Here is a 21,734-nt window from a genome sequence, read left to right on the forward strand (position 1 = left end):
GTTCAGGGCTCAGGGTTCAGGGTTCGGTACACTGCGCTCGCGATGGCGGTGTCCTGGAAGTCGACGCCGGTCAGATCGGCGATTGTAATCTGATCGCCGCGCGTGCGTCCGGGTTTGAGGCCGGCGACGATTTCGCCCAGCTCGGCGTGCGCGCGTACTGCCGGGGCGTGCGCGAGCTCGCCGAAGGCGGCGCACTGCGCGAGGCGATCGACGACAACGAGGTCGGCTCGTTCGAGGCAGGCCGCCTCGAGTTCCTGTTTTCCAGGCGTATCGGAGCCCACGGCCGTCACGTGCAGCCCGGGCGCCAGCCAGTCCGCGCGCACGAGCGGCTCGCGCGACGGCGTGACGGTGATGAGCAGGTCGGCACCACGCGTCGCCTCCTCGGCTGACGCCACGGCGCGCGCGTCAAGCCCCCAGTCGCGCGCGACCTCCGCGCAGAGCGCGCCGGCGCGTTCCGCCGTACGGCTCCAGCAACGAACGCGCGAGAAACGCCGGACCTGGCGGAGACAGTCCAGCTGCTGGCGCGCCTGCACGCCGGATCCGAGGACGCCCACCGTTTCGATATCCGGCCGCGCGAGCGCTTCGGCCGCCACGGCTCCAGCCGCTCCCGTTCGCACGTCCGTCAGGTACGCGTTGTCGAGGAGCAGCGCTTCGGGGAGACCGGTTGCCGCATCGAAGAGCAGCATGAGCCCGGCGCCGCTCGGCAACCCGCGCGAGGGGTTGCGATAGAAACCGGACGCCACCTTCACGGCGACGTGCGGCACCCCTTCGATGAACGCGCTCTTCACGTGGAACTCGCCGTCGAAGGCGGGCACCGGCAGGTTGATGACGGCCGGGACGGTCGTGCGCTTCAGGCCGTCGGCGCGGAAGGCGTCGCGGACTGCGTCGACCGCAACGGCGGCATTCACCGCTGCGCGGATGGCGGGCTCCTCGAAGATCTTCACCTGCGGCGCGGGCCTTTCAGGCCCGCGCCACTGCCGAGGATGAACTCCCGGATCGCCATTGCCACTCCAGCCTCGTCGTTCGAGCCGGTGACGTGCCAGCCGTTCGCGCGCGCGCGCAGCGAGGGAGCGGCGTTGCCCATCACGACCGGCACGCCGGCGAACTGCAGCATCTCGAGACGGAGAAAGGGGGACAGTCACACTTTTCCTTCGCCGCGTGGGAAAAGTGTGACTGTCCCCCTTTCTGCAGGTGCTCGTGCAGCGCCCGCATGCGTCCGAGCGGGCCGCTGTACATGATCTGCACCGGCTCTTCGTCCAGGCACGACTCCAGCGGCCGCTCGGCAATCGCGTGGCGATTGACTTCGTAGAACCGCTGCCGCTGCTCGTCGGCCGGGTCGATGCGCGCGAAGACGATCTGCACGTCGTGCGAGCGGTCGAACAGCAGGCCCGCGCAGTCGCGCCAGCCCTCCGACAGCGCGAGCACGCGCCGCGCGGTCTCGCGGTCGAGCACGCGGCGCGCCAGGGTGGCGCCGAAGCGGTCCTTCACCACGGCGCCGTTACTCACGATCATCGTGAGCGGAACGCGAAGCTCGTCCATCACCGGGCGTGCGAAATCGAAGCGCCGGCCGGTGACGAGCGCCACCTCGACGCCCGCCTCCACGCAGGCCGCGACCGCATCGATGTTCTCGGCCGGCAGCTCCCAGCGGGAGTTCAGCAGCGTGCCGTCGATGTCGAGAGCCAGAAAGCGGACCAACCTAATGATTAGAACCTGACTTTGACCTCCCCAACGATTTGCCGCTTGAGCACATCGCCGAAGACGTGCTGCTGGATCTCTTCGTTGGCCAGGTTGACGACCTTCACCGACGTCGTCAGCTTGTCGTCGGCGAACCGGACGCCGAAGCCGGCGTTGACGAGCGTGTTCGAGTCGGTGGTGCCGTGGAAGCGCGAGTCGAGCACGTCCTGCCAGAAGGCTTCATCCTGGTAGGTCACCGACACGTTGCCGAGGAAGCGGCTGTAGTTGAAGTTCACACCGGCGTTCACGCGGTTGGTCGGCGGCAGGTTCAGCTCGCGGATATCTGCGGCGTTCTCCGGGTCCGGATCTCCCTGCCAGGAGTAGTTCACGAACGCGCTGAAGTTCCGGTTGATCGCCGCGTCGAGGCCCAGCTCCACGCCCTGCTGGGTGTAGTCGCCAAGGTTCAGGTACGTGACGCAGCACGGGATCCCGCGCCCCTGGGCCGCCAGCAGGTTCAGCACCGGCAGCAGCGGGCGCAACGGCGCCGGCCAGGTGGGCGGCGGATTGGTCGCGGTGTAGACGCCGACCTGCGCGAAGTTGATGTCCTTCGTCAGGCTGTTGTGGTAGAAGGCGGCGCTCAGCGTGACCCGCCCGCCGATGACACCCGTGTAGCCGATCTCGTACGCGTCCATCCGCTGCTCGGTGATGTCGGGATTGCCGACCGCGGTGATCGGGAAGACGAAATTCGCGAGCAGGGGGTGCAGCGCGCCGAGGTTCGCCTGGTTGAGGATCGTCGCCTCGAGCGCCTCGTTGATGACCGACGGCGCGCGGTAGGCACGGTTGAACGAGAACCGCACCGTGTGGTCCGCCATCGGCTTGATCAGCACGGCCGCGCGCGGCGAGAACACCGCGTCGTCAAGGTTCGAGAAGGCGTCGACGCGGCCGCCGAGCACCAGGCGGAACATCTCGTGCAGGAACATCTCGTCCTGCAGGTAGACGCCCCCTTCCTTGCGGTCGTCGGCGTTGGGGGCGAGCGAGAGGTCGAAGGCGTTGTATCGGAAGTTGCCGCCGTAGCTCAGCACGTGGCGCGCGCCGAGCGTGCTCGCGTTGCCCACCTCGAAATCGTACGTGTTCGTGCCGAAGTCGAAGTGAATCGGCTTGCCGTCGGCGCCGATCGCCAGCAGGTTGGACGCGTCGCCGTTCAGCACGTTCGTGAAGAACTGCGCGCGGAGCGCCCCCTTCGTGAAGCCGGTCTTGAAGTAGCCCATGACCGAGCCGCTCTGGATGTCGAACGGCCCGATGCCCGAGTGCATGATGCCCTCGGTGCCGACCACGCCGCCGGCAAACGTCAGCCTGCGCTGCCCGTCCTCGAAGTCATAGTCGACGCGGCTGTCGAACTTCGGCTGCGTCGTCCCGGTATTCGAAAAAGCCGGGTAGGTCTGGCCGGTTGCCGATCCGGGGATCACGCCGGTCGGCCGCGGCAGCGGATCCGAGCTGTAGCCGCCGGCCGAGATCTTGTAGGACCAGCTCGCGCTCGGCGCGCCCGCGTGCGTGCCGTTGATGTACCAGAGCGATCCGGTGCTCTGGTCGCTGTTGCCGGTCTCCCGATCGATGGCACCGAAGCCGAGGGTGAAGCTCGACCCCTGGATCTCACGCGGCGACTTCGTGATGACGTTGACGACGCCGTTGAGCGCGTTGGCGCCCCAGACGGCGGAGGCGGGCCCGCGGATGACTTCGATCTGCTTGATCTCGTCGAAGTTCACCGGCAGGAAGTCCCACATGACGAAGCCGAAGAAGTCCTGGTAGAGGCTGCGCCCGTCCACCAGCGCGAGCTGGCCGGTCGCGAGCGTGCCGGTCGCGCCGCGGCTCGTGATGTTGATGTCGCGCGCCGAGACTTGCGTAACGTTGATGCCCGGAACGGACCGGAGCAGGTCTGCAAAGTTCTGCGTTGGCGCGCTCTCGATGACCTGCGGCCCGATCACGCTGACGGTGGCCGGCGCGTTGACCAGCTTTTCCTCGGTCTTCGACGCCGACACGATGACCGTCTCCTCGTACTTGGGCGGCTCGGCCGGCTTCTGCTGCTCCTGCTGTTCCGGCTTGTTCCCGGGCGCCGGCTGCTGGGCGGCGGTCGGGGCGGGCATCAGCACTGCACATACGCACGCGAACACGAACACACGAACCAGTGTCATATCCTCTCCCTGGATACCGCGCGGCGGAACGCCGCAATGCCTTCCATGCTTTGAAGACTGGGGGGTGCGCGAATTTACCACGACCGGCGCGGCTCCGGCAAATGCGATAGCGTAGAGGTCGGCCATGGCCGACCCGCCCCTCCCGCACGTGCCGCACGCGACGGCCGGCCCCCCCACGTCGGGACAGCGCCCCGAGTGGGCTGCCTGGCCCGACGAAAAACTGCTGGATCTGCGGATCTGCGACCTGCAGGTCGCCATCGAAGGCAGTTTCCTCGAGCCGTTGATCCTGCAGCTGAACGAGGAGCTCGGCGCGCGCGGGCTCGGCTTCCGGCCCCATTACTGGCTGTCGGACGAATGGTTTACCCCCGACGGCGTCCCTGGCATTGCCGTCCCCTTCTACCTGGCCCATCCGCGGCTCGCCCGGCTGGAACAGAGCCAGATGCTCGAGGTCGAGGGGGGCACGCCGGAGTGGTGCCTGCGGATCCTTCGCCACGAGGCCGGCCACGCGATCGATAACGCCTACCAGTTGCGCCGGCGCGCGCGCCGGCTCCAGTTGTTCGGCTACTCGTCGCGCACGTACCCGGACTATTACCTGCCGAGGCCCTACAGCAAGAGCTTCGTGCTGCACCTCGATTCCTGGTACGCGCAGAGTCACCCGGACGAGGACTTCGCGGAAACCTTCGCGGTATGGCTCGCGCCCGACTCCGACTGGCGAAAGCGATACGAGGGATGGCCGGCGCTGCGGAAGCTCGAATATCTCGACGAGGTCATGCGCGAGATCGCGGGCCAGCCGCCGCTCGTGATGACGAGGCGGAAGGTCGATCCGATCAGGCGCATCACGCGCACCCTGCGGACGCACTACGCCCGGAAGCGCGAGCACTACGGCGTGGCGCACCCGGCGTTCTACGACCGCGACCTTCGCCGCCTCTTCTCGGACGCCCCCGAGCACGCCCGGAACCTGTCGGCCGCGCGCTTCGTCGCGCGCCACCGCCGCGAGGCGCGCCGCCTCGTCGCGGAGTGGACGGGCGAGTACCAGTACACGATCGACCGCGTGATCGAAGCGATGATCGCGCGCTGCCACCAGCTGAAGCTGCGCCTGCGCGAAAGCCAGGAAGCGGCGCGGATGGACTTCCTGGTACTGCTCACGGTGCAGACGATGAACTACCTGCACTCGGGACGGCATCGGGTGGCGCTCTGAAGGTCAGTGGCCACTGGCCACTGACCACTGACCCAACAGATATACTCCTCCGATATGCGCAGATTCGCAGCCGCCATCCTTATCTCCGTATTCGCAACCCCCTCTGCGGGAACTCGGGCCCAGGCCCCGTCAGCCGACGCGAGCCTCTCTTGGCTCGACGAGTACCGCGAACCGGCCGCGCGCCTGATCCGGGAAGCGCTTTCCGGCAGCGCCGCGTGGAATCGGCTCGCAGAGCTGACCGACACGTTCGGCCCCCGCCTCGCGGGCTCCGAGAACCTCGATCGCGCGATCGAGTGGGCTGTGGCTGAAATGAAGGAGGACGGGCTCGACGCCGTCCGCGCCGAGCCCGTGATGGTCCCGCGCTGGGTGCGCGGTCGCGAGAGCCTCGAGATCGTCGCGCCGGTGCGCAGCCCGCTCGTGCTGCTCGGCCTCGGCAACAGCGCCGGCACTCCGGCGGAAGGGGTGCAGGGGGAAGTGCTGGTCGTCCGCAGCTGGGGCGATCTCGACGCGCGCGCCGCCGACGTGAAGGGTCGAATCGTGCTCTTCAATGTGCCGTACACGAACTACGGCGAGACCGTCCAGTATCGGGCGCGCGGCGCGTCGCGGGCGGCAAGGCACGGCGCCATCGCGACGCTCCTGAGGTCGGTCGGGCCCACCGGTCTGCGGACGCCCCACACCGGCGGACTCCAGTACGCGGATGACGCGCCGAAGATCCCGGCGGCGGCGATTCCCTCCGAGGATGCCGACCGCCTCCAGCGAATGCGGGACCGCGGCACGAAGGTCATCGTGCGGCTGACGATGGAGGCGAAGTTCCTTCCCGACGCGCCGTCGGCGAACGTGGTCGGAGAACGGCGCGGGCGCGAGCGGCCGGAGGAAATCGTCGTGGTCGGCTGCCACCTCGACTCGTGGGACGTCGGCACGGGCGCCACTGACGACGGCGGCGGCTGCATCGCGGCGTGGGAGGCCGTGCGGATGATGAAGACCCTGGGGTTGCGTCCGCGGCGCACCGTGCGCGTCGTGCTCTTTACCAACGAGGAGAACGGCCTGCGGGGCGGCCTCGGGTACCGCGATCGCCACCGCGACGATCTGGCCAACCACGTGCTGATGATCGAATCGGACGGCGGGGTGTTCCGCCCCACCGGCTTCGGGTTCACCGGCAGCGAGCGCGCCCGCGCCGTGGTCGAGCGCATCGCCGGCCTCCTGAAGGACATCGATGCGACGGACATCCGTCCCGGCGGCGGCGGAGCGGACATCGGCCCCAGCGTCGAGGCGGGCAAAATCCCGGCGATGTCGCTGAACGTGGCGGGCAACTACTTCCTGATCCATCACACCCCGGCTGACACCATTGAACGGATCGCGCCGGAGGACATCGCCAAGTCCGCCGCGGCGATGGCGGTGATGGCGTACGTGGTGGCGGATATGCCGGAGAGGCTATCGCCCGTGCGGTGACGGCTGCGGCTTGAGCGTGTAGACCAGATAGTCGGCACGCTTGCGATCGTCTTTTGCCGGCTTCAGCGTGTCGAGGTTGTCCACCGGGAGGACCGACACGACGACCACGCGCGCCTTCTTCAGCCGGCGCTTGACGCGCGCCGCCGTGCCCAGCGTGAAATCGCTGTGGAACGATCCGTTGTAGTGGACGATGAGCGGGTGGCCAGGGCCGTGCGCGGCGGCGATCGCCTCGGCCATCGTCTCGTCCTTCACGCACTGCGCCAGGTAGAAGCGGTCGTCCATCGCCTTGCGCTCCGCCTCGCTCAGCTTCTCGGCCCCAGGCATCGGGTGCTCGTTGATCGTCGCCACAAACCGCTTGCGGTAGTCGTCGTCCGGGCAGTCGACGGCCTGCGCGGCCCAGGCCCGCTCTTCGGCCGGCAGCCTGTCGAGCGAGCCGATGCCTTCCTTGGCCACCTGGTTCGCAAGCCGTCTCGGGATGTTGGAGGCGATCACGGGCCAGCCGTGTCCCTTGGCGAACTCGACCATCGGCCGGTAGTCGGTCGCGTAGCGCGGCCACGGGCGTGACTGTTTGAGGAATTCTTCTTCGGGCAGCGCGCCAGCCAGGTACGCGGAGAGCGTCTGCTGCGCGTCGCGCTCGAACATCTCGAGCGAGACCGTGAGCTGGCCCCGCCGGCGCATCAGCCCTTCGAGGAGCGCCAGCTCCAGGCGGTGCGTGTTGCGGTCGTCGTGCTGCTCGCCGACAAACACCACGTCGGCGCGCGCCAGGTCGGCCAGCATCGCCTCGAAGTCACTGAACTTCCTCTTGCGTGAGTCGAATACCCGCTCGGGCACGTAGCTGACGAGCACGATCGCGCCGGCGGCGACGGGGGCCTGCGCCGCGGCGGCCGGCGCGGCAGCGGGCGCGGGCGGAACCTGTGACTGCAGGAGCAGCAGCAGAAGGCTACCAAGCATGTGGCGATGGTAGCAGAGAGCGGGGCCGGAAACGTCCGCCTCGAGGCGGACGTTTCCGTGTTGAGAAATTCCTCAGTCCTGCGCGGCCGGCACCGCCGGCCTGGTCGCCTCGACGTCGATCGTCATCCTGACTTCGTCCCCCACGACGGCACCGCCGGTTTCGATCAGGCGGCTCCACGCCAGCCCGAACTCCTTCCGGTTGATCGTGCCGGTCGCCGTCGCTCCGGACCGGACGTTGTTGCCCATCTTCTGCGGCGCCGAGGGGCCTTCGACCTCCAACGCGACTTCCTTCGTGTTGCCGCGGATCGTCAGGTCTCCCACCAGCTTGAACGCGCCCGCCGCACCGGGGACCACGCGCTTCGATGTGAACGTGATCGCCGGATGGTTCGCGGCATCAAAGAAATCCGCGCTCCGCAGGTGCTCGTCGCGCTTGTCGACGCCCGTATCGAGGCCTGCGACGTCGATCGCGATGTCGGCCCGGATCGTCTTGACGTCCCGGCCGTCCCACGCGATGGTGCCGGTCAGCTGCCCGAGCGTGCCGCGCACGGTGGACACCATCATGTGCTTGACGGCAAACTGCGCGGACGAGTGCGCAGCGTCGATCGTCCAGACGTCCGCCTGCTGTGCGCCGGCCGGTGCCGCGATCGCGGCCGCCGCAAAAACTGCCAGAAGTGTCTTCTTCACCAGTCCTCCTTGACTGTGCTCCGATCGAGGGGTAAGACGCCGGCCGGCGCCCTGCCGTTTCAGGCTTCCGGGAGGTTTTCGTGAAGTTCCACGGGGCGTCCCGCGCGCACGCGCAGGTTGACCATCTCGACGAACACCGAGAACGCCATCGCGAAATAGATGTAGCCCTTCGGGATGTGCTGGTCGAACCCTTCCGCGATCAGCGACACGCCGATCAGCAGCAGGAAGCTGAGCGCGAGGATCTTGACCGTGGGATGGCGGTGCACGAACGTGCTGATCCCCTCGGATGACGCCATCATGATCAGCACCGCAACCACGACCGCCGTGATCATCACCCACAGTTGCTCCGCCATGCCCACGGCGGTGATCACCGAATCCAGCGAAAAGACGATGTCCAGCAGCATGATCTGCGCGATCACCGATCCGAACGACGCCGCCTTCCGGCGCCCACCGGTGTGAGGCGTCTCGTCTCCCTCGAGCCGCTCGTGGATCTCGCGCGTCGCCTTGAACAGGAGGAACAGGCCGCCGAGGATCAGAATCAGATCGCGGCCGGAGATCTCCCGGCCGACGGCGCTGAAGAGCGGCGCGGTGAGCCCGATGACCCACGAGAGCGAGAACAGCAGCGCGATCCGCATCACCATGGCGGCCGCCAGGCCGGCGCGCCGCGCGCTCTTCTGCCGCTCCCGCGGCAGCTTTCCCGAGAGAATCGAAATGAAGACGATGTTGTCGATGCCCAGGACGATCTCGAGAACCGTCAGCGTCGCCAGGGCCGCCCACACGTGCGGGTCTGCCAGAAAATCCATAGATGTCAGATCCTCAAATCCTCAAATTCCATATTTCTCCGCCTCCCACGCCAACCCCAGCTCGCTTGGCGGAGCCATGTAGCCGAGGAGGGCGGAGGAGGCGACCACGGCGGGGCTGGCCAGGTAGCCTTCGCCTCCGAGGCCCATGCGATTCTGCCAGTTGCGGTTGAACGACGTGATCGCCCGCTGCCCCCTGGTGAGCGCGTCCGGTCCCTGGCCGAAGCACGGGCCGCACCAGGACTGGCGGATCTCGCCGCCGACGGAGCGGAACACGTCCGCAATCGACTCCCCGCCGAGCCGCGGATCCGGGCGCTCGATGAGCCGGGCGACGCCGCCTGACCCGGGAAAGATCCTGAGCGCCCTGGCGACCCGCCGCTGCCCGGCGCCGCGCGCGGCCCGGAGCACGAGCGCCGCCTGCAGCAGGTCGTCGTAGCTGCCGTTGGTGCAGGAGCCGATCATCGCGTAGTCGAACGTGATGCGCTCGCGTGCGACCTCGCCGGCCGGGAACGCGTTGCCGGGGCTGAACGGCCTGGCGATCATCGGCTGGACATCGCCGAGCTCGAATGTCTCGTCGATCTCGTACACGGCGCTGGCGCCCGGCTGGACGGGTGGATAGGGAACGTCCGCCATCCCTTTTGCTCGATACCACGCCTCGGTGACCTCGTCGGGCGCGAAGATGCCGTTGAGCGCCTCGGCTTCGGCCATCATGTTCGCGATGGTGTTCCGGTATGCGATCGGCAGCTGCCGGTCGCGATCGACGAGCTCGACCGACATCCCCTGCGCCTGCTTCGCGCCCCACCGGCGCAGCAGCTCGAGCACGATGTCCTTGCCGCTCACCCACGGCTGAAGGCGTCCGGCGAACACCACGCGGCGCTGCTTCGCCAGCGTGAAGTACACGTATCCCGTCGCCCACCCGAGCCCGAGCGGCGTCGAGCCGACGCCGATGCCGACGGCCGTCGCCGGGGGTCGCGTAGTACGGCTTCGCGATGCCATGCCTCGCCGCGAAGGCGCGGCCGATGCTCGTCTGCCGCTCGTCGGCCTCGTGCCCCGTGAAGACGAAGTGATCGTTCGCGATGGCGGCCTGCCGCGGCACAATCGTGTTGCCGCCGGTGATCTGGTTGAAGGTGTGGATCGCGAACGGCGCGGTGCCGTCCGATGCCGGCAGCAGATCCGCGTACACGCGCAGCGACACGCCGGGCCGGAGCTGTTCGGGGCGCAGCTCCTTGTCCACGCGGTGCGCCCAGATGATCTGTTCGGTCGTCGTCATGCGGCGGGCCGCGCCGGCATCCGGCCAGTCGACGACCGGCGTCGTCTCGACCGACTTCCGGAACTCGCGCCGCCCCACCTCGAAAATCCCACCCCCCTGGCGAATCTCCTCTTCCTTCGCGCTGAGCGGCAGCGGCTCGTACGACCTGCCCTGCGTCACGTTCCTGAGCGCGCGCGTGCGCGGGTCGAAGTCGAACGCGTCGCCGTCCTGCGCGTCGGCCACGGCTTCAGGGCTCTGGACGACGTGGAGGCCCAGGTTGAGCGCGTTGCGGCGGAAGATGTCGCCCATGTTCTGGCCGCAGACGACGACCATCTGGCGGCCGGCTTCCTCGGCAACCCCTTTCAGCCCGGCCGGCGACATCTCGCGCGAGGATCCAATCGCGAACCGATCGCCCGCAATCAGGAACGTCTCGCCCCGATGGACGCGCGGGCGGAAGTCGGGCATGAGGTACCGGAACGATCCCGCCTTCCACCGCTCGTCGAGGGTCTCGAGACTCTCCGACACGCAGTCGGCGGCCGGCGTGATCTGATCGGTGTCAATCGCGTCGAGCTTCCGGCCCGGAACGCGCGCGTCCCAGAAGATCAGCGCCGTTCCCCGCAAGGTGCCACCGGTTGCCGCCGCGCCACCGGGCGCGGTTGTCGAATCGCGATCGACCGACGCGTTGGGCTTGAGCCGGGCGGGCTCGATCGTGTGCATGGTCCTCCTATGCTACCTGCTATCATGCCGGAATGTTCACGTCCGAGGCGGTGACGCGCGGCGTTCGAGTCCGGGTGAAGTCGATGTACGACGCCGATCGCTCGCGCCCGTCGCAGAGCCAATGGTTTTTCCTCTATACCATTCGCATCTCCAACGAGGGGACGGACGCGGTCCAGCTGCTGACGCGCCAGTGGATCATCACCGATGCCGCCGGGCACACGGAAGAGGTTCGCGGCCCTGGCGTCGTCGGCGAGCAGCCAATCCTGGCGCCCGGCGAGTCGTTCGAGTACACGTCAGGCTGCCCGCTCGGTACGCCGTTCGGAACGATGAGGGGCACGTACCAGATGGTGACGCACGCGGGCGAGAAGTTCGACGCGGAAATCGCCGAGTTCGAACTGAGCGAGCCGTACACGGTCCACTGAGATTTGGTGATGCTGGTGATCTGGTGATCACCAGCGCGCGCCAGATTCGAGCGCCTTCCTCAACTTCCTGAGATACTGCGCGCGGGGGATTTCGATCGCGCCGAACCGCTCCAGGTGCGGCGTGGCCCACTGCACGTCGAGCAGCTGGAGGCCGCGCGCGCGCAGGCGATCGACGAGCGCGGCCAGGGCGACCTTCGATGCGTCGGTCACGGTGTGGAACATCGACTCGCCGAAGAACGCGCCCGGCAGGCTCACGCCGTACAGCCCGCCGACGAGGCGCCCGTCGCGGCGCACCTCCACCGAGTGCGCGAAGCCGCGGTCGTGCAGCGCGGAGTAGGTCCGCACGATCTCGTCGCTGATCCAGGTGCCTTCCTCCCGATCCGCGGCACACGCGGCAATCACCGCGCGGAAATCCTGGTCGAACGCGACATCGAAGACACCCTGCCGGAGGGTCCGCGCCAGCCGGCGCGGGACGTGAAACGCGTCGAGCGGGATGACGCCGCGCGGGTCCGGCGAGTACCACCGGATCCGCCCGTCGTCGTCCGCCATCGGAAACCAGCCGGACGCGTAGGCGAGGAGCACCTCGTCGAGCGGCAGCACCCTCCGATTGTACGCTTGACCGACGCGGTCCTAAATATTACAATATTAATATATTCAATTATGACCGCCGACCTGCAGGCGTTCAAGGCCGGGTTCTTCCGCGCGCTCGCGCACCCGGTGCGCATCCGGATCCTCGAGGCGCTCGCCGGCGGCGAGCGCAGCGTCCACGACCTGCAGCAGGCGCTCGGCCTGGAGCAGCCCGTCGTGTCCCAGCAGCTCGCCGTCCTGCGCGGCAAGAACATCGTCTCGGCGCGCAAGGTCGGCACCACCGTCCGCTACGCCCTCGTCGACCCGCTCGTGGCCGAGCTCCTGCGCGTGGCCCGCGAGATCTTCAACCACCAGCTCGTCGGCACCCGGACCCTGTTGCGGGAGCTGCAGAAGGAGCGGCGGCGCTAGATGCTGCTCTTCTCGAAGATCTGGCGTGAAGGGCTCGCCACCGAGCCGCTCGACGGCCCCGTCCCTGAGGCGGTCACGATCGGCCGCCGGCTCGACGCGCGCGTCAAGGCGCTGTTCGGCCGCGCGCTGGCCATCCGCGAAGTCGACGCGGGCTCCTGCAATGGCTGCGAGCTGGAGATCGCGGGGCTCGCCGGCCCGGTCTACGACATGGAGCGCTTCGGCATGCACTTTGTCGCCTCCCCGCGCCACGCCGACATGCTGCTCGTCACCGGCCCCGTCACGCGCAACATGGAGATCCCGCTGCGCAAGACCTACGAGGCGACGCCGGACCCGAAGTTCGTGGTGGCGGTGGGCGACTGCGCAGCCACCTGCGGCGTGTTCCACGGCAGCTACGCGGTGGCTGGTCCGGTGCATCGGATCGTCCCGGTCGACGTCACGATCGCGGGTTGCCCGCCCGAGCCGGCCGACATCCTGCGCGGCCTCCTCCACGCGCTCGACAGGCTTGCCGCGCGCCAGGGGGTGGCGCCGGGGGATCGGAACGCGCGCCGATGAGCGCCGCCTTCGCATTCGGTGTGATGCTGGCGGGGTTTGGCGCGGGCGCGGCCGGCGCCCTTGTCTCGCGGCAGGGGCGTACCGCACGCCTCGCCACGGCTGCGGGCGCGGTGATCGGCAGCCTCGCCGCGCTCGGCGTGGCCGCCCCCGTGCTCGTCACGGGCACGGGGGTGTCGCTCGCCGCCCCGGGCCTCCTCGCGGCCGCGGGAGGCCTCGCCTTCCACGTTGACGCGCTCGGCGCGTTCTTTCTTGCCGTGGTCGCGGTGGGCGCCATTCCGGCATCCATCCACGGCGCATCCAGCATGGCGGCCTACGAGCGGCGATCGTCGCTTCGCGCCTTCGGCTTCGCCTTCAATCTGTTCGTCGCCGCGATGTGCCTCGTCCCGTCGGCGGACAACGCGCTCACGTTCCTGCTCGCGTGGGAGCTGATGTCGGTCGCGTCGTACTTCCTCGTGATGACCGACGCGGCGGACAGCCGGACGCGGCACGCGGGGCTGTGGTACCTCGCGATGACCGAGCTCGGGCTGATGGCGCTGCTGCCGATGTTCGCGCTGCTCGCGCCGGGCGCCGACCGGATGGCCTTCGCCGACCTGCGCGCGGGGGCCGCGCGACTCCCCGGCGCGGCGCGCGGGGTCGTCTTCGTGCTGGCGCTCCTCGGCTTCGGCTCGAAGGCCGGACTCGTTCCGCTGCACATCTGGCTGCCGCGCGCCCATCCGGCGGCGCCGAGCCACGTGTCCGCCCTGATGTCGGGTGTGATGATCAAGCTCGGGATCTACGGGCTGATCCGCGTCGTCTTCGATCTGATGGGCGGCGGGCCGCCGTGGTGGGGTGGCGTGCTGCTGATCGCAGGCTCGATCTCGGCGCTCCTCGGCGTGCTCTACGCGCTGATGGAGCACGACCTGAAGCGGCTGCTGGCGTACCACTCGGTCGAGAACATCGGCATCATCGTCATCGGGCTTGGCGCGGGGTCGATCCTTCACAGCTACGGGCTGCACGGCCTCGCGGCGATCGGCTTTGCGGGCGCGCTCTTCCACACGCTGAACCACGCGTGCTTCAAGGGTCTGCTGTTCCTCGGCGCGGGCAACGTGCTGCACCAGGCGCACACGCGCAACATGGAGGAGATGGGCGGTCTGGTGAGGCGCATGCCGGTCACCTCGGCGCAGTTCCTGATCGGGTCGGCGGCGATTGCCGCGCTGCCGCCGCTCAACGGCTTCGCGTCTGAGTGGATGGTGTTCCAGGCGCTGCTCGCCGGCACGTTCATCCCTCACCCCGGCGTGGCGGCCGGCTTTCCCGTCGCGGTCGGCATGCTCGCGCTGACGAGCGGGCTGGCGGCCGCCTGTTTCGTGAAGGCCTTCGGCATCACGTTCCTCGCGATGCCGCGGTCGCGCGCCGCCGCGGAGGCGGCCGAGGCGTCCGGCGCGATGACGCTTGCCGGATGGCTGCTCGCGGGGGCCTGCGTCATGCTCGGCATCGGCGCATCGTTCGTGGTCCCCGTGCTCTACGGCGTGCTCCGGTCGGTCGATGGCCTGCTGCCGGCGGCAACGCCGGTTCCCGCCCCCGGCTGGTGGATCGCGGCCCCGCAGGCGCTCGGCCACGTATCGCCGGTGCTGCTCGCGGTCATGCTCGGCGCGGCCATGCTGGCGACGTTCCTCGTCGTGCGCCGGTTGCACGCCCGCCCCGCCCGTGCGGCCGACACGTGGGGCTGCGGGCGCATCGCGCAGACGCCGCGAATGGAGTACACCGCGACGGCGTTCGCCGAACCGCTGCGCCGCGTGTTCGCGGAGCTGTACCGGCCGACGCGCGACCTGACGGTCACCGTGCACCCGGACGCGCCGCGTTTCGTGCAGTCGATCACGTATCGCAGCGAGGTGCGCCCGTGGATCGAACAGGCGCTCTACACCCCGCTGATCCAGGCGTGGCGCAAGACGGGATCGCGCGTGCGAGGGCTCCAGGCGGGCTCGGTGCACCTGTATCTCGTCTACGTCATGCTCGCGCTCATCGCGGCGCTGACCTCCGCCTGGTGGTTCGCATGATGGAACTGGTCGCCGTATTCCTCCAGGCGCTCGCCGCCGCCGCGCTCGCGCCCGGGCTGTCGGGTTTCATCCGCTGGATGAAGGCGCGGCTGCAGGGGCGCCGCGGCGCGCCGCCCTGGCAGCCCTACTTCGAGCTGCGGAAGCTGTTCGCGAAGGAGCGCGTGGTGTCGCACACCGCGTCATGGGTGTTCCACGCCGCGCCGTTCGTGGTCTTCGGCACCGCGGTGCTCGTCGCCGCGATCGTGCCGCTTGTGTTCGTCCCGCACGCGTTCGACCGCACCGGCGATCTGTTTGCCGCCGTCTACCTGCTCCTGGTCGGCACGTTCTTTCTCTCGCTCGCGGGCCTCGACACCGGCTCCCCCTTCGGCGGCATGGGCGCCAGCCGGGAGATGACCGTCGTCGCGCTCACCGAGCCGACGGTGGCGCTCTCGATCTTCGCGCTGGCGCTGACGACGGGATCCACGAACCTCGGCGCCATCGCCGCCCGGACCGTGGCCGATCCGGCGGGCGCGCTGGGCCCGGGCCATCTCCTGGCGTTCGCGGCACTGTTCATCGTGACGCTCGCCGAGACAGGGCGGCTGCCCGTGGACAACCCGTCGACGCACCTGGAGCTGACGATGATTCACGAGGCGATGGTGCTGGAGTACTCCGGCCCGTACCTTGCGCTCGTCGAATGGGGCGCCGCGCTCAAGCTCCTGGTGTTTTTCGCGCTGGCCGCCAACATCTTTCTCCCGTGGGGCATCGCGTTCACGCTCGCGCCGCTCCCCCTGCTCGTCGCCGTCGCCGCGCTGGCCGGCAAGCTCGCGCTGCTCGCGGCCACGGTGGCGATCATCGAGACGCGGATGGCGAAGCTGCGGCTGTTCCGCGTGCCTGAGCTCCTGAGTGCGTCGTTCGTGATGGCGCTGCTCGCGGTCATGTCCACGTTCCTCGTCAGGTAGGGCCGATTGAACGGACTGTTCTCCCAACTGGTGGTGCTCGGCAGCAGCGCGATGCTGCTGACCGCCCTGATCGTGCTGTGGCGGCGCGGCGTGCCGGCCTACATCACCGCCTACCGCTGGCAGTCATGGCTGCTCGGCGCCGTCACCGCCATCGTCGGCGCGTTCTCGGGCGATCGGGAGCTGTATCTCGTGGCGGGCGCGCTCGTGCTGCTGAAGGGGATGGCGATTCCGAGGCTGCTGCGCACGATGGAGCGGCGCTTCGGCGCGCAGCGCGAGCTGCGGCCCTACGTGAACACCGAGACCTCTCTCCTGATTTCCGGCCTGCTGGTGGTCTTCGCGTACGCGCTGGCGCGGCCGTGGATGGCGGTCAGCCGCCTGCCCACGCGCGCCGGGCTGCCGATCGCCATGGCGCTGCTCTTCGTGAGCCTCTTCATCATCGTGAGCCGCAAGAAGGCCGTCACGCAGATCATCGGCTTCCTGATGCTCGAGAACGCGATCGCGCTGCTCGCGGTGGTCGGCACGTACGGCGTGCCGCTCCTCGTCGAGTTCGGCGTGTTCCTCGACGCGCTCATGGGCTTCCTCGTCATGCAGATATTCGTCTACCAGATCCACGAAACGTTCGACACGATTGATGTCGAGCAGCTCGCGCGCCTCAAACACTAGCCGATGAGCGCCCTGTCACCCTTCGTGCTGCTCTTCGCGCCGTGGGCCCTCGCCGGCGCCGCGGCGCTCCTCGTCCGGCGGTCCCCGCGCTGGGTCGGGTGGTCCGGTGTCGCCGCCGCCGCGCTGGCGGTGGCCGCCAGCCTGCAGTTGGCCGCGGGACTTCTCGCGGGCCGTCCGGCGGCCGCGGCGATGGGCGACACGTTTGGCGCCGACGCGCTCTCCGCGATCCTGTGCGTCTGCATCTCGCTCGTGTCGCTGCTCGCCGCCGCGTTCGGCCCCGGGCTGGCCGGTCCGGAAACGGATGCGGGCGCCACCCGGCGCTTCCGCGTCGGGTTGAGCGCGTTCGCGCCCACGATGCTCCTGGCGGTCACCACGCAGAACGTCGCGATCATGTGGGTGGCGATCGAGGCGACCACCATCGCGTCGGCGCTCGTGATTCCCCTCGCGCGGACGAAGGCGTCGGTGGAAGCCTCGTGGAAGTACATGCTGATCTGCTCGGTGGGGATCGCGCTGGCGTTCACCGGGACGGTGCTGGCGTACTTCGACTTCATCTCGACTGCCGGCGCGCGCCAGGGTGCGCTGACCTTCGCCGTGCTCCAGCAGGCCGCGCCCGTGCTGCATCGGGAACTGATGCAGCTCGCCTTCGCGTTCATCCTCGTTGGGTACGGCACGAAGGCCGGGCTCGCGCCGATGCACACGTGGCTCCCCGACGCGTACTCGGAGGCGCCGCCCCCCATCGCGGCCATGATGTCGGGCGTGCTCGTCGCCGTGGCGATGTACGCCATCGCACGCTGGAAGGCGGTGGTGGATGTCGCCGCCACGCCGGCATTCACCAACGCGCTGCTGTTGGGCGCGGGGCTGCTCTCGGTGGCCATCGGCGCCTTCAGCCTCGTGGTCCAGCGGCACTACAAGCGCATGCTCGCGTACTCGAGCGTCGAGCACATGGGGCTGGTGAGCCTCGGCCTCGCGCTGGGCCCGGCCGGCACGTTCGCGGCGCTGCTCCACCTGGTGAACCACGCGTTCGCCAAGTCGATGGCCTTCCTCGCCGCCGGCCGCGTCTCGCGGCGCTACGCGACGACCGAGATCGCCGGCGTGTCGGGGCTGCTCGGCGCCATGCCGTGGAGCGGCGGCCTGTTTGCCGCCGCCGTCCTCGCGCTCATCGGCCTGCCTCCCTTCGGGTTGTTCGTCTCGGAATTCCTGCTGGTGCGCGCGGCCGTCGTGTCGGGGCATTTCTGGATCGCCGCGGCGGTCGCCGTGTTCATCCTGACCACGTTCGTCTCGCTGCTCCGGCACCTGAATGCGATGCTCTACGGGCCGGTACCCGAAGGAGTCGAGACGGGCGAGCCGCGAAGCTGGGGCCTCGTCGCGCTGGCCGGCTGCCTCGCCGTGCTGCTCGCGCTCGGCCTCGTGCTGCCCTGGCCGGTCAGCGCCCTCCTCGACCGTTCCGTCGCGGTGCTCACGCCATGAACGATCTCGATCGGCTTGTCCGCACGCTCACCGAAGACGACCTCGTGACCCGCGTGACGCGCCCACGGCCGGGCGAGGTGCACGGGCGCGTGAACGCCTCGTCCATTCGCGGCGCGGCCGAACAGATCTCACGCGAGCCCGGCGGCCGCCTGATCCTCATGGCCGGCGACGACCGGCGGGTGGCGACCCATCAGTTTCTCGTGCACTACGTGTTCGCGCACCCGCGGGACGGCTGGCTCGTGCGCGTGGCGGTGCCCGTGACGCCTGGATCGCCGTCGGTCCCGTCACTCGCGCCCTTTCACTACGCCGCATCGCGCTTCGAGCGGGAGATCCGCGATCAGTTCGGCATCGAGTTCGCCGGTCACCCCGATCCGCGGCCGCTGGTGCGCCACGCGTTCTGGCCGGAGGATTACCACCCGCTGCGGACGGACGAACCCGCCCGCCACGACTTCGTCGACGACGGGCGGCCGTTTCCGTTTACAGAGGTCGGAGGGGAGGGGGTCTACGAAATACCGGTCGGGCCCGTGCACGCGGGCGTGATCGAGCCCGGGCACTTCCGCTTCAGCGTCCTCGGCGAGACGATCATCGACATGAAGTCCCGCCTGTACTTCACGCACAAGGGCACCGAAAAGCTGTTCGAGGGGCGGCGTGCGGCCGATGGTGTCGAGCTCGCCGAACGCATCTCGGGTGACACGAGCGTCGGCCACGCACTCGCGTATGCGCAGGCGGTCGAGGCCGCCACCCTCATCGAGGCGCCGCCGCGCGCCCAGTACCTCCGCGTGATCCTGCTGGAGCTCGAGCGGCTGTACAACCACGTGACCGATTTCGGCGCCATCGCGAACGACACCGGGTTCGCAGTCGCGCACGCGCAGTGCTACCGGATCCGCGAGGGCCTGCTCAGGCTCAACAAGCAGGTGACCGGCTCGCGGCTGCTGCGTGGATCGATCGTGCCGGGCGGCGTCGCGAAAGATCTGGCAGACGCGCTCGACGTGGCGTCAACCGTAGAAGCCGCGCTGAAAGACTTCGAGGAGGTCGTGTCCTTGTGCCTCCAGAACACGCTGCTGGTCGATCGCCTCGAGGGAACCGGGGCGCTGGACTCGGCGGCGGCGGCCGACTTCGGCGTGCTGGGCTACGTCGCGCGCGCGTCCGGGCTCGACATCGACGCGCGTCGCGACCAGCCGTTCGCGGCATATGGACACCTCGCCTTCGACGTGCCCGTCTTCACGACGGGCGACGTGAAGGCGCGCGCGCTCGTCAGGGTCGAAGAGGCGCGCCAGGCGGTGTCGCTGGTGCGGCAGGCGTGCCGCGCGATGCCGGCCGGCCCGCTCCGCGCGCCCTCCGGAACCGCCGACCCGTACGAGCCCGCGTTCGGGATCGTCGAAGGATGGCGCGGTCGCATCGTCCACATGGTCGCGTTTGCCGACGACACGACGCTGCACCGGGTCAAAGTCGTCGATCCGTCGTTCTTCAACTGGCCGGCCTTGTCTGTCGCGCTGATGGACAACATCGTCCCGGACTTTCCCCTGTGCAACAAGTCGTTCAACCAGTCATACTCTGGCAACGACCTCTGACATGCCGGTGATCGACCACTTGCGCCGCGCCGCGGCGTGGATGCCCGCGCCCCTTCGATCGCGGCTTGCCGCCTGGCGATACGGACAAAACGTCCTTCCCCGGGGGCGCGCGGATGCGCCGTGGACGCGGGAAGGGGAATGGCTGAAGGTCCGCCTCGAAGGGGCTCGCCTCCGCGTGCCTCCCTCGTGGGGATTTCGGCTCGAGTACCACCTGCGCGGGAACCCGGGAAGCCGGGAGGAACTGGAGGCCTTCCTACACGCCACGAAAGAGCGGCCAGGCGGCCTTCTCTTCGATGTCGGGGCGGAGAAAGGACTGTACGCCCTGCTCCACTGCGCGTGCGATCCGGCCAATCGCGCCGTTCTCTTCGAGCCGTCGCCTTCTCTCCATGACGAGGAGCGGGTGGCCGGTTTTGCTCTCACCGCGGCCGGGCGCTGACGGGGCGGCGGGTGGCGCGCACGCTCTACGCGTTTCTCCGCCTGCAGGCCCGCTGACACACGCCTCACGATAGAATGATCGGATGCCCAAACTGACGGTCGACGGCTACGGAACGTTCGAGGTGGAAGCCGGCAGGCGGTTGGTGCTCGCCATCGAGGAACAGGGTATCGACATCCTGCACGCGTGCGGTGGAAATGCGCGCTGCACCACGTGCCGGGTGGAGTTCATCTCGGGGGAGCCCGATCGGATGACGTTCGCCGAGCGCGATCGGCTGGCGCAGCGTGGGCTGACCGGCGTGCGTCTCTCGTGTCAAATCCCGTGCGACCACGACATGGCGGTCCGCGCGATCAGCCGGCTGGAAGGCAGCGGCCGGCCGGACGCGGGGCCGCCGCCTGCGGCGGACATCACTCCGCCGCCTGACTGGGTCCCGAGGTCGTAAAAATCACCGCAGAGGGCGCAGAAGGCGCAGATCTTTCGTGATCGATAATCATTACGCGAGTGCCAAAAGCCCTGCCACCGAAAGCGGTTGATAGCGCGAAGCGCTTACGCGACCAATAGTTTCGCGCGCGCTCGTCGGTGCGCGCGCCGCTGGTGGAAGCAGCGGCCTCTTTCTGGCGGATGCCGCGCGGGTACAGCAACCGGTGAACGGCCCCGGCGTCCGAGCCCGTTCAACTTTTCAGATCTGGGAACTCCGACTCGATCCACGATTCGACGGCTTCATAGAACTTCGTCGCCTTTTTCAGAATCTCCTCAGCCTCGGTACCCGTGGCGACGCGAGACCGCGTGTAGTCAATCACGTTGCGTTTACGGCGGCATGTCTCGAAGTAGTCGGCGTAATTATCCGCGGCGACACCGAGCGCCAGCTTGATGCTCTCGAAAGAAATCTTGTGGTGGCCGGTCCTGGCCGTCACGCGGTAGCCGGCGCACGCGATCGCCATGGTCGCGGCCAGGAGTGCCGCGTTGTACGCCGTTGCGAATCGCCGGTCCGCAGAGAGGCCGGCGACCGTTGCGTCGGCCAGATCGCGCGCAATGAGTGCCCGCACGTCATCGAGTTCCCTTTTCGAGGTTCGATGCCGTTGAACGTCGCGGCTGGCCAATAACTTCGTCCAGGTCACGCTGGCATCCTTTCACGAATTCCTTTGGGCCCCGTAGAACCTCAGAGAGGAAGTGATCCTGGGCCGCCACGTTCTTTCGGAACTCGCGCGCCGAATAAGTGGTCACGTTGACGTCTCTTCCGAGCCGGCCCTCGGTTTTCCGAAGCGCCGGGGCGAGTTCGGCCAGGCCAACGGTGCCGACGACCAGCAAGTCCACGTCGCTGAGCGCATGTTCCTGAGCGCGGGCCATTGAGCCGAAAACAAAGGCACAGTTGATGCGCCCCTGAAAGGGTTCGAGCGCCTCTCGAAGCGTTGGCAACAACCCCGCGGTCTTCTCGAGGAGACCGCGTAGCTCGGGGAACAGAGGAGATCGGGTTTCGGCCCTGAAGTACGTCCTGGTTCCCTCGCGGCGCTGTTGCAGAATACCGGCATCGACAAGAGCCTTCAGCGCCCGCTGCAAGCTGGAAGGAGTGGTTCGGAGAAAGTGGGCCAGCTCGGACAGATACCACCATTTGTCCGGCTGAGTCAGCGTCGCGGCGAGCAGTTGTCCGCGAACTGTCGGAAATAATGCCCTCAGCGCGTTGTCCATACGCACAACGCGTAAATTATTACGCATAACGCGTAATGCAGACAAGCTGGGCGTCGCGGGCA

General features: G+C 68.5%; 24 protein-coding genes. 13 read left to right on the forward strand and 11 right to left on the reverse strand.

Annotation, left to right across the window (positions count from 1 at the left end; all coding sequences use genetic code 11):
- Nucleotides 1–2 precede the first annotated feature (2 nt).
- Genes HYU53_10535 through HYU53_10550 form a run of 4 tightly spaced genes read right to left on the reverse strand, consistent with a single transcriptional unit; the run spans nt 3 to nt 3,863 of the window.
- On the reverse strand, nt 3–944 hold the full coding sequence (locus HYU53_10535; GenBank protein MBI2221630.1) for an ornithine cyclodeaminase family protein: 942 nt from the start codon (nt 942–944) through the stop codon (nt 3–5).
- Nucleotides 941–1,114 (reverse strand): HAD hydrolase family protein, encoded by a 174-nt coding sequence (locus HYU53_10540; GenBank protein ID MBI2221631.1) that lies wholly within the window; start codon nt 1,112–1,114, stop codon nt 941–943. Before HYU53_10540 ends, HYU53_10535 begins: the two co-directional genes overlap by 4 nt.
- Complete coding sequence (locus HYU53_10545; protein MBI2221632.1) at nt 1,084–1,695, reverse strand: HAD family phosphatase; 612 nt, start codon at nt 1,693–1,695, stop codon at nt 1,084–1,086. Before HYU53_10545 ends, HYU53_10540 begins: the two co-directional genes overlap by 31 nt.
- An 8-nt stretch (nt 1,696–1,703) precedes the next feature.
- Nucleotides 1,704–3,863 (reverse strand): TonB-dependent receptor, encoded by a 2,160-nt coding sequence (locus tag HYU53_10550; protein ID MBI2221633.1) that lies wholly within the window; start codon nt 3,861–3,863, stop codon nt 1,704–1,706.
- Between the two features lie 124 nt (nt 3,864–3,987).
- Here HYU53_10550 and HYU53_10555 point away from each other — a divergent pair, with 124 nt between their 5' ends.
- Together HYU53_10555 and HYU53_10560 are read left to right on the forward strand one after the other, a co-directional pair.
- Nucleotides 3,988–5,061 (forward strand): putative zinc-binding metallopeptidase, encoded by a 1,074-nt coding sequence (locus HYU53_10555; GenBank protein ID MBI2221634.1) that lies wholly within the window; start codon nt 3,988–3,990, stop codon nt 5,059–5,061.
- Nucleotides 5,062–5,115: 54 nt separating this feature from the next.
- Nucleotides 5,116–6,510 (forward strand): M20/M25/M40 family metallo-hydrolase, encoded by a 1,395-nt coding sequence (locus HYU53_10560; protein MBI2221635.1) that lies wholly within the window; start codon nt 5,116–5,118, stop codon nt 6,508–6,510.
- Here the strand turns inward: HYU53_10560 and HYU53_10565 are convergent.
- From HYU53_10565 to HYU53_10580, 4 genes are all read right to left on the reverse strand, one after another.
- Nucleotides 6,493–7,461: a ChaN family lipoprotein gene (locus HYU53_10565; protein MBI2221636.1), complete on the reverse strand. Its 969-nt coding sequence runs from the start codon at nt 7,459–7,461 to the stop codon at nt 6,493–6,495. The two genes, HYU53_10560 and HYU53_10565, sit on opposite strands and share 18 nt — an antisense overlap.
- 72 nt (nt 7,462–7,533) lie before the next feature.
- Complete coding sequence (locus HYU53_10570) at nt 7,534–8,145, reverse strand: YceI family protein (GenBank protein ID MBI2221637.1); 612 nt, start codon at nt 8,143–8,145, stop codon at nt 7,534–7,536.
- Between the two features lie 59 nt (nt 8,146–8,204).
- The gene (locus HYU53_10575) at nt 8,205–8,948 is read right to left on the reverse strand and encodes a TerC family protein (protein MBI2221638.1); all 744 of its coding nucleotides are present in this window, start codon (nt 8,946–8,948) and stop codon (nt 8,205–8,207) included.
- A 21-nt stretch (nt 8,949–8,969) separates the two neighbouring features.
- Nucleotides 8,970–9,941 (reverse strand): hypothetical protein, encoded by a 972-nt coding sequence (locus tag HYU53_10580; protein MBI2221639.1) that lies wholly within the window; start codon nt 9,939–9,941, stop codon nt 8,970–8,972.
- A gap of 80 nt (nt 9,942–10,021) precedes the next feature.
- Here HYU53_10580 and HYU53_10585 point away from each other — a divergent pair, with 80 nt between their 5' ends.
- Together HYU53_10585 and apaG are read left to right on the forward strand one after the other, a co-directional pair.
- Entirely contained in the window at nt 10,022–10,744 is a 723-nt protein-coding gene (locus HYU53_10585; protein ID MBI2221640.1) for a hypothetical protein, read from the forward strand.
- A gap of 199 nt (nt 10,745–10,943) precedes the next feature.
- Nucleotides 10,944–11,333 (forward strand): Co2+/Mg2+ efflux protein ApaG, encoded by a 390-nt coding sequence (gene apaG / locus HYU53_10590; GenBank protein MBI2221641.1) that lies wholly within the window; start codon nt 10,944–10,946, stop codon nt 11,331–11,333.
- Nucleotides 11,334–11,360: 27 nt separating this feature from the next.
- Here apaG and HYU53_10595 read toward each other — a convergent pair whose 3' ends face one another.
- Nucleotides 11,361–11,933 (reverse strand): leucyl/phenylalanyl-tRNA--protein transferase, encoded by a 573-nt coding sequence (locus HYU53_10595; protein ID MBI2221642.1) that lies wholly within the window; start codon nt 11,931–11,933, stop codon nt 11,361–11,363.
- Nucleotides 11,934–11,993: 60 nt separating this feature from the next.
- On the opposite strand from HYU53_10595, the gene HYU53_10600 reads away from it, so the two are divergent.
- The 9 genes from HYU53_10600 (at nt 11,994) to HYU53_10640 (ending at nt 20,428) form a co-directional block, all read left to right on the forward strand.
- Nucleotides 11,994–12,329, forward strand: coding sequence for a helix-turn-helix transcriptional regulator (locus tag HYU53_10600; GenBank protein MBI2221643.1), 336 nt, complete (start codon nt 11,994–11,996; stop codon nt 12,327–12,329).
- Nucleotides 12,330–12,881: an NADH-quinone oxidoreductase subunit B family protein gene (locus HYU53_10605; protein MBI2221644.1), complete on the forward strand. Its 552-nt coding sequence runs from the start codon at nt 12,330–12,332 to the stop codon at nt 12,879–12,881.
- Nucleotides 12,878–14,914, forward strand: coding sequence for a hydrogenase 4 subunit B (gene hyfB, locus HYU53_10610; protein MBI2221645.1), 2,037 nt, complete (start codon nt 12,878–12,880; stop codon nt 14,912–14,914). The genes HYU53_10605 and hyfB overlap by 4 nt, the downstream gene beginning before the upstream one ends.
- Nucleotides 14,914–15,852: an NADH-quinone oxidoreductase subunit H gene (locus HYU53_10615; protein ID MBI2221646.1), complete on the forward strand. Its 939-nt coding sequence runs from the start codon at nt 14,914–14,916 to the stop codon at nt 15,850–15,852. Before hyfB ends, HYU53_10615 begins: the two co-directional genes overlap by 1 nt.
- A 6-nt stretch (nt 15,853–15,858) precedes the next feature.
- Nucleotides 15,859–16,515, forward strand: coding sequence for a hypothetical protein (locus tag HYU53_10620; protein ID MBI2221647.1), 657 nt, complete (start codon nt 15,859–15,861; stop codon nt 16,513–16,515).
- A 3-nt stretch (nt 16,516–16,518) separates the two neighbouring features.
- Complete coding sequence (locus HYU53_10625) at nt 16,519–17,982, forward strand: hypothetical protein (protein MBI2221648.1); 1,464 nt, start codon at nt 16,519–16,521, stop codon at nt 17,980–17,982.
- Nucleotides 17,979–19,553, forward strand: a complete 1,575-nt coding sequence (locus tag HYU53_10630) for an NADH-quinone oxidoreductase subunit C (GenBank protein ID MBI2221649.1) — start codon at nt 17,979–17,981, stop codon at nt 19,551–19,553. Before HYU53_10625 ends, HYU53_10630 begins: the two co-directional genes overlap by 4 nt.
- A gap of 1 nt (nt 19,554) precedes the next feature.
- Nucleotides 19,555–19,989 (forward strand): hypothetical protein, encoded by a 435-nt coding sequence (locus HYU53_10635; GenBank protein ID MBI2221650.1) that lies wholly within the window; start codon nt 19,555–19,557, stop codon nt 19,987–19,989.
- Between the two features lie 82 nt (nt 19,990–20,071).
- Nucleotides 20,072–20,428 carry a (2Fe-2S)-binding protein gene (locus HYU53_10640; protein MBI2221651.1) on the forward strand — a complete coding sequence of 119 codons (357 nt, stop codon included), beginning with the start codon at nt 20,072–20,074 and terminating at the stop codon, nt 20,426–20,428.
- A 229-nt stretch (nt 20,429–20,657) separates the two neighbouring features.
- Here HYU53_10640 and HYU53_10645 read toward each other — a convergent pair whose 3' ends face one another.
- Both HYU53_10645 and HYU53_10650 read right to left on the reverse strand, forming a co-directional pair.
- Nucleotides 20,658–21,032, reverse strand: coding sequence for a hypothetical protein (locus HYU53_10645; protein ID MBI2221652.1), 375 nt, complete (start codon nt 21,030–21,032; stop codon nt 20,658–20,660).
- A gap of 1 nt (nt 21,033) precedes the next feature.
- On the reverse strand, nt 21,034–21,672 hold the full coding sequence (locus HYU53_10650; protein MBI2221653.1) for a hypothetical protein: 639 nt from the start codon (nt 21,670–21,672) through the stop codon (nt 21,034–21,036).
- Nucleotides 21,673–21,734: the final 62 nt, after the last annotated feature.

The sequence above is a fragment of the Acidobacteriota bacterium genome, from assembly GCA_016184105.1.
Classification (GTDB): domain Bacteria; phylum Acidobacteriota; class Vicinamibacteria; order Vicinamibacterales; family 2-12-FULL-66-21; genus JACPDI01.

Coding starts and splice junctions, on each gene's coding strand:
- HYU53_10615 (MBI2221646.1), top strand. CDS start 14,914: ATGGAACTGGTCGCCGTATTCCTCCAGGCGCTCGCCGCCGCCGCGCTC.
- HYU53_10635 (MBI2221650.1), top strand. CDS start 19,555: ATGCCGGTGATCGACCACTTGCGCCGCGCCGCGGCGTGGATGCCCGCG.
- HYU53_10605 (MBI2221644.1), top strand. CDS start 12,330: ATGCTGCTCTTCTCGAAGATCTGGCGTGAAGGGCTCGCCACCGAGCCG.
- HYU53_10550 (MBI2221633.1), bottom strand. CDS start 3,863: ATGACACTGGTTCGTGTGTTCGTGTTCGCGTGCGTATGTGCAGTGCTG.
- apaG (MBI2221641.1), top strand. CDS start 10,944: ATGTTCACGTCCGAGGCGGTGACGCGCGGCGTTCGAGTCCGGGTGAAG.
- hyfB (MBI2221645.1), top strand. CDS start 12,878: ATGAGCGCCGCCTTCGCATTCGGTGTGATGCTGGCGGGGTTTGGCGCG.
- HYU53_10540 (MBI2221631.1), bottom strand. CDS start 1,114: ATGCTGCAGTTCGCCGGCGTGCCGGTCGTGATGGGCAACGCCGCTCCC.
- HYU53_10640 (MBI2221651.1), top strand. CDS start 20,072: ATGCCCAAACTGACGGTCGACGGCTACGGAACGTTCGAGGTGGAAGCC.
- HYU53_10625 (MBI2221648.1), top strand. CDS start 16,519: ATGAGCGCCCTGTCACCCTTCGTGCTGCTCTTCGCGCCGTGGGCCCTC.
- HYU53_10585 (MBI2221640.1), top strand. CDS start 10,022: ATGGCGGCCTGCCGCGGCACAATCGTGTTGCCGCCGGTGATCTGGTTG.
- HYU53_10630 (MBI2221649.1), top strand. CDS start 17,979: ATGAACGATCTCGATCGGCTTGTCCGCACGCTCACCGAAGACGACCTC.
- HYU53_10560 (MBI2221635.1), top strand. CDS start 5,116: ATGCGCAGATTCGCAGCCGCCATCCTTATCTCCGTATTCGCAACCCCC.
- HYU53_10650 (MBI2221653.1), bottom strand. CDS start 21,672: ATGGACAACGCGCTGAGGGCATTATTTCCGACAGTTCGCGGACAACTG.
- HYU53_10580 (MBI2221639.1), bottom strand. CDS start 9,941: ATGGCATCGCGAAGCCGTACTACGCGACCCCCGGCGACGGCCGTCGGC.
- HYU53_10600 (MBI2221643.1), top strand. CDS start 11,994: ATGACCGCCGACCTGCAGGCGTTCAAGGCCGGGTTCTTCCGCGCGCTC.
- HYU53_10555 (MBI2221634.1), top strand. CDS start 3,988: ATGGCCGACCCGCCCCTCCCGCACGTGCCGCACGCGACGGCCGGCCCC.
- HYU53_10575 (MBI2221638.1), bottom strand. CDS start 8,948: ATGGATTTTCTGGCAGACCCGCACGTGTGGGCGGCCCTGGCGACGCTG.
- HYU53_10565 (MBI2221636.1), bottom strand. CDS start 7,461: ATGCTTGGTAGCCTTCTGCTGCTGCTCCTGCAGTCACAGGTTCCGCCC.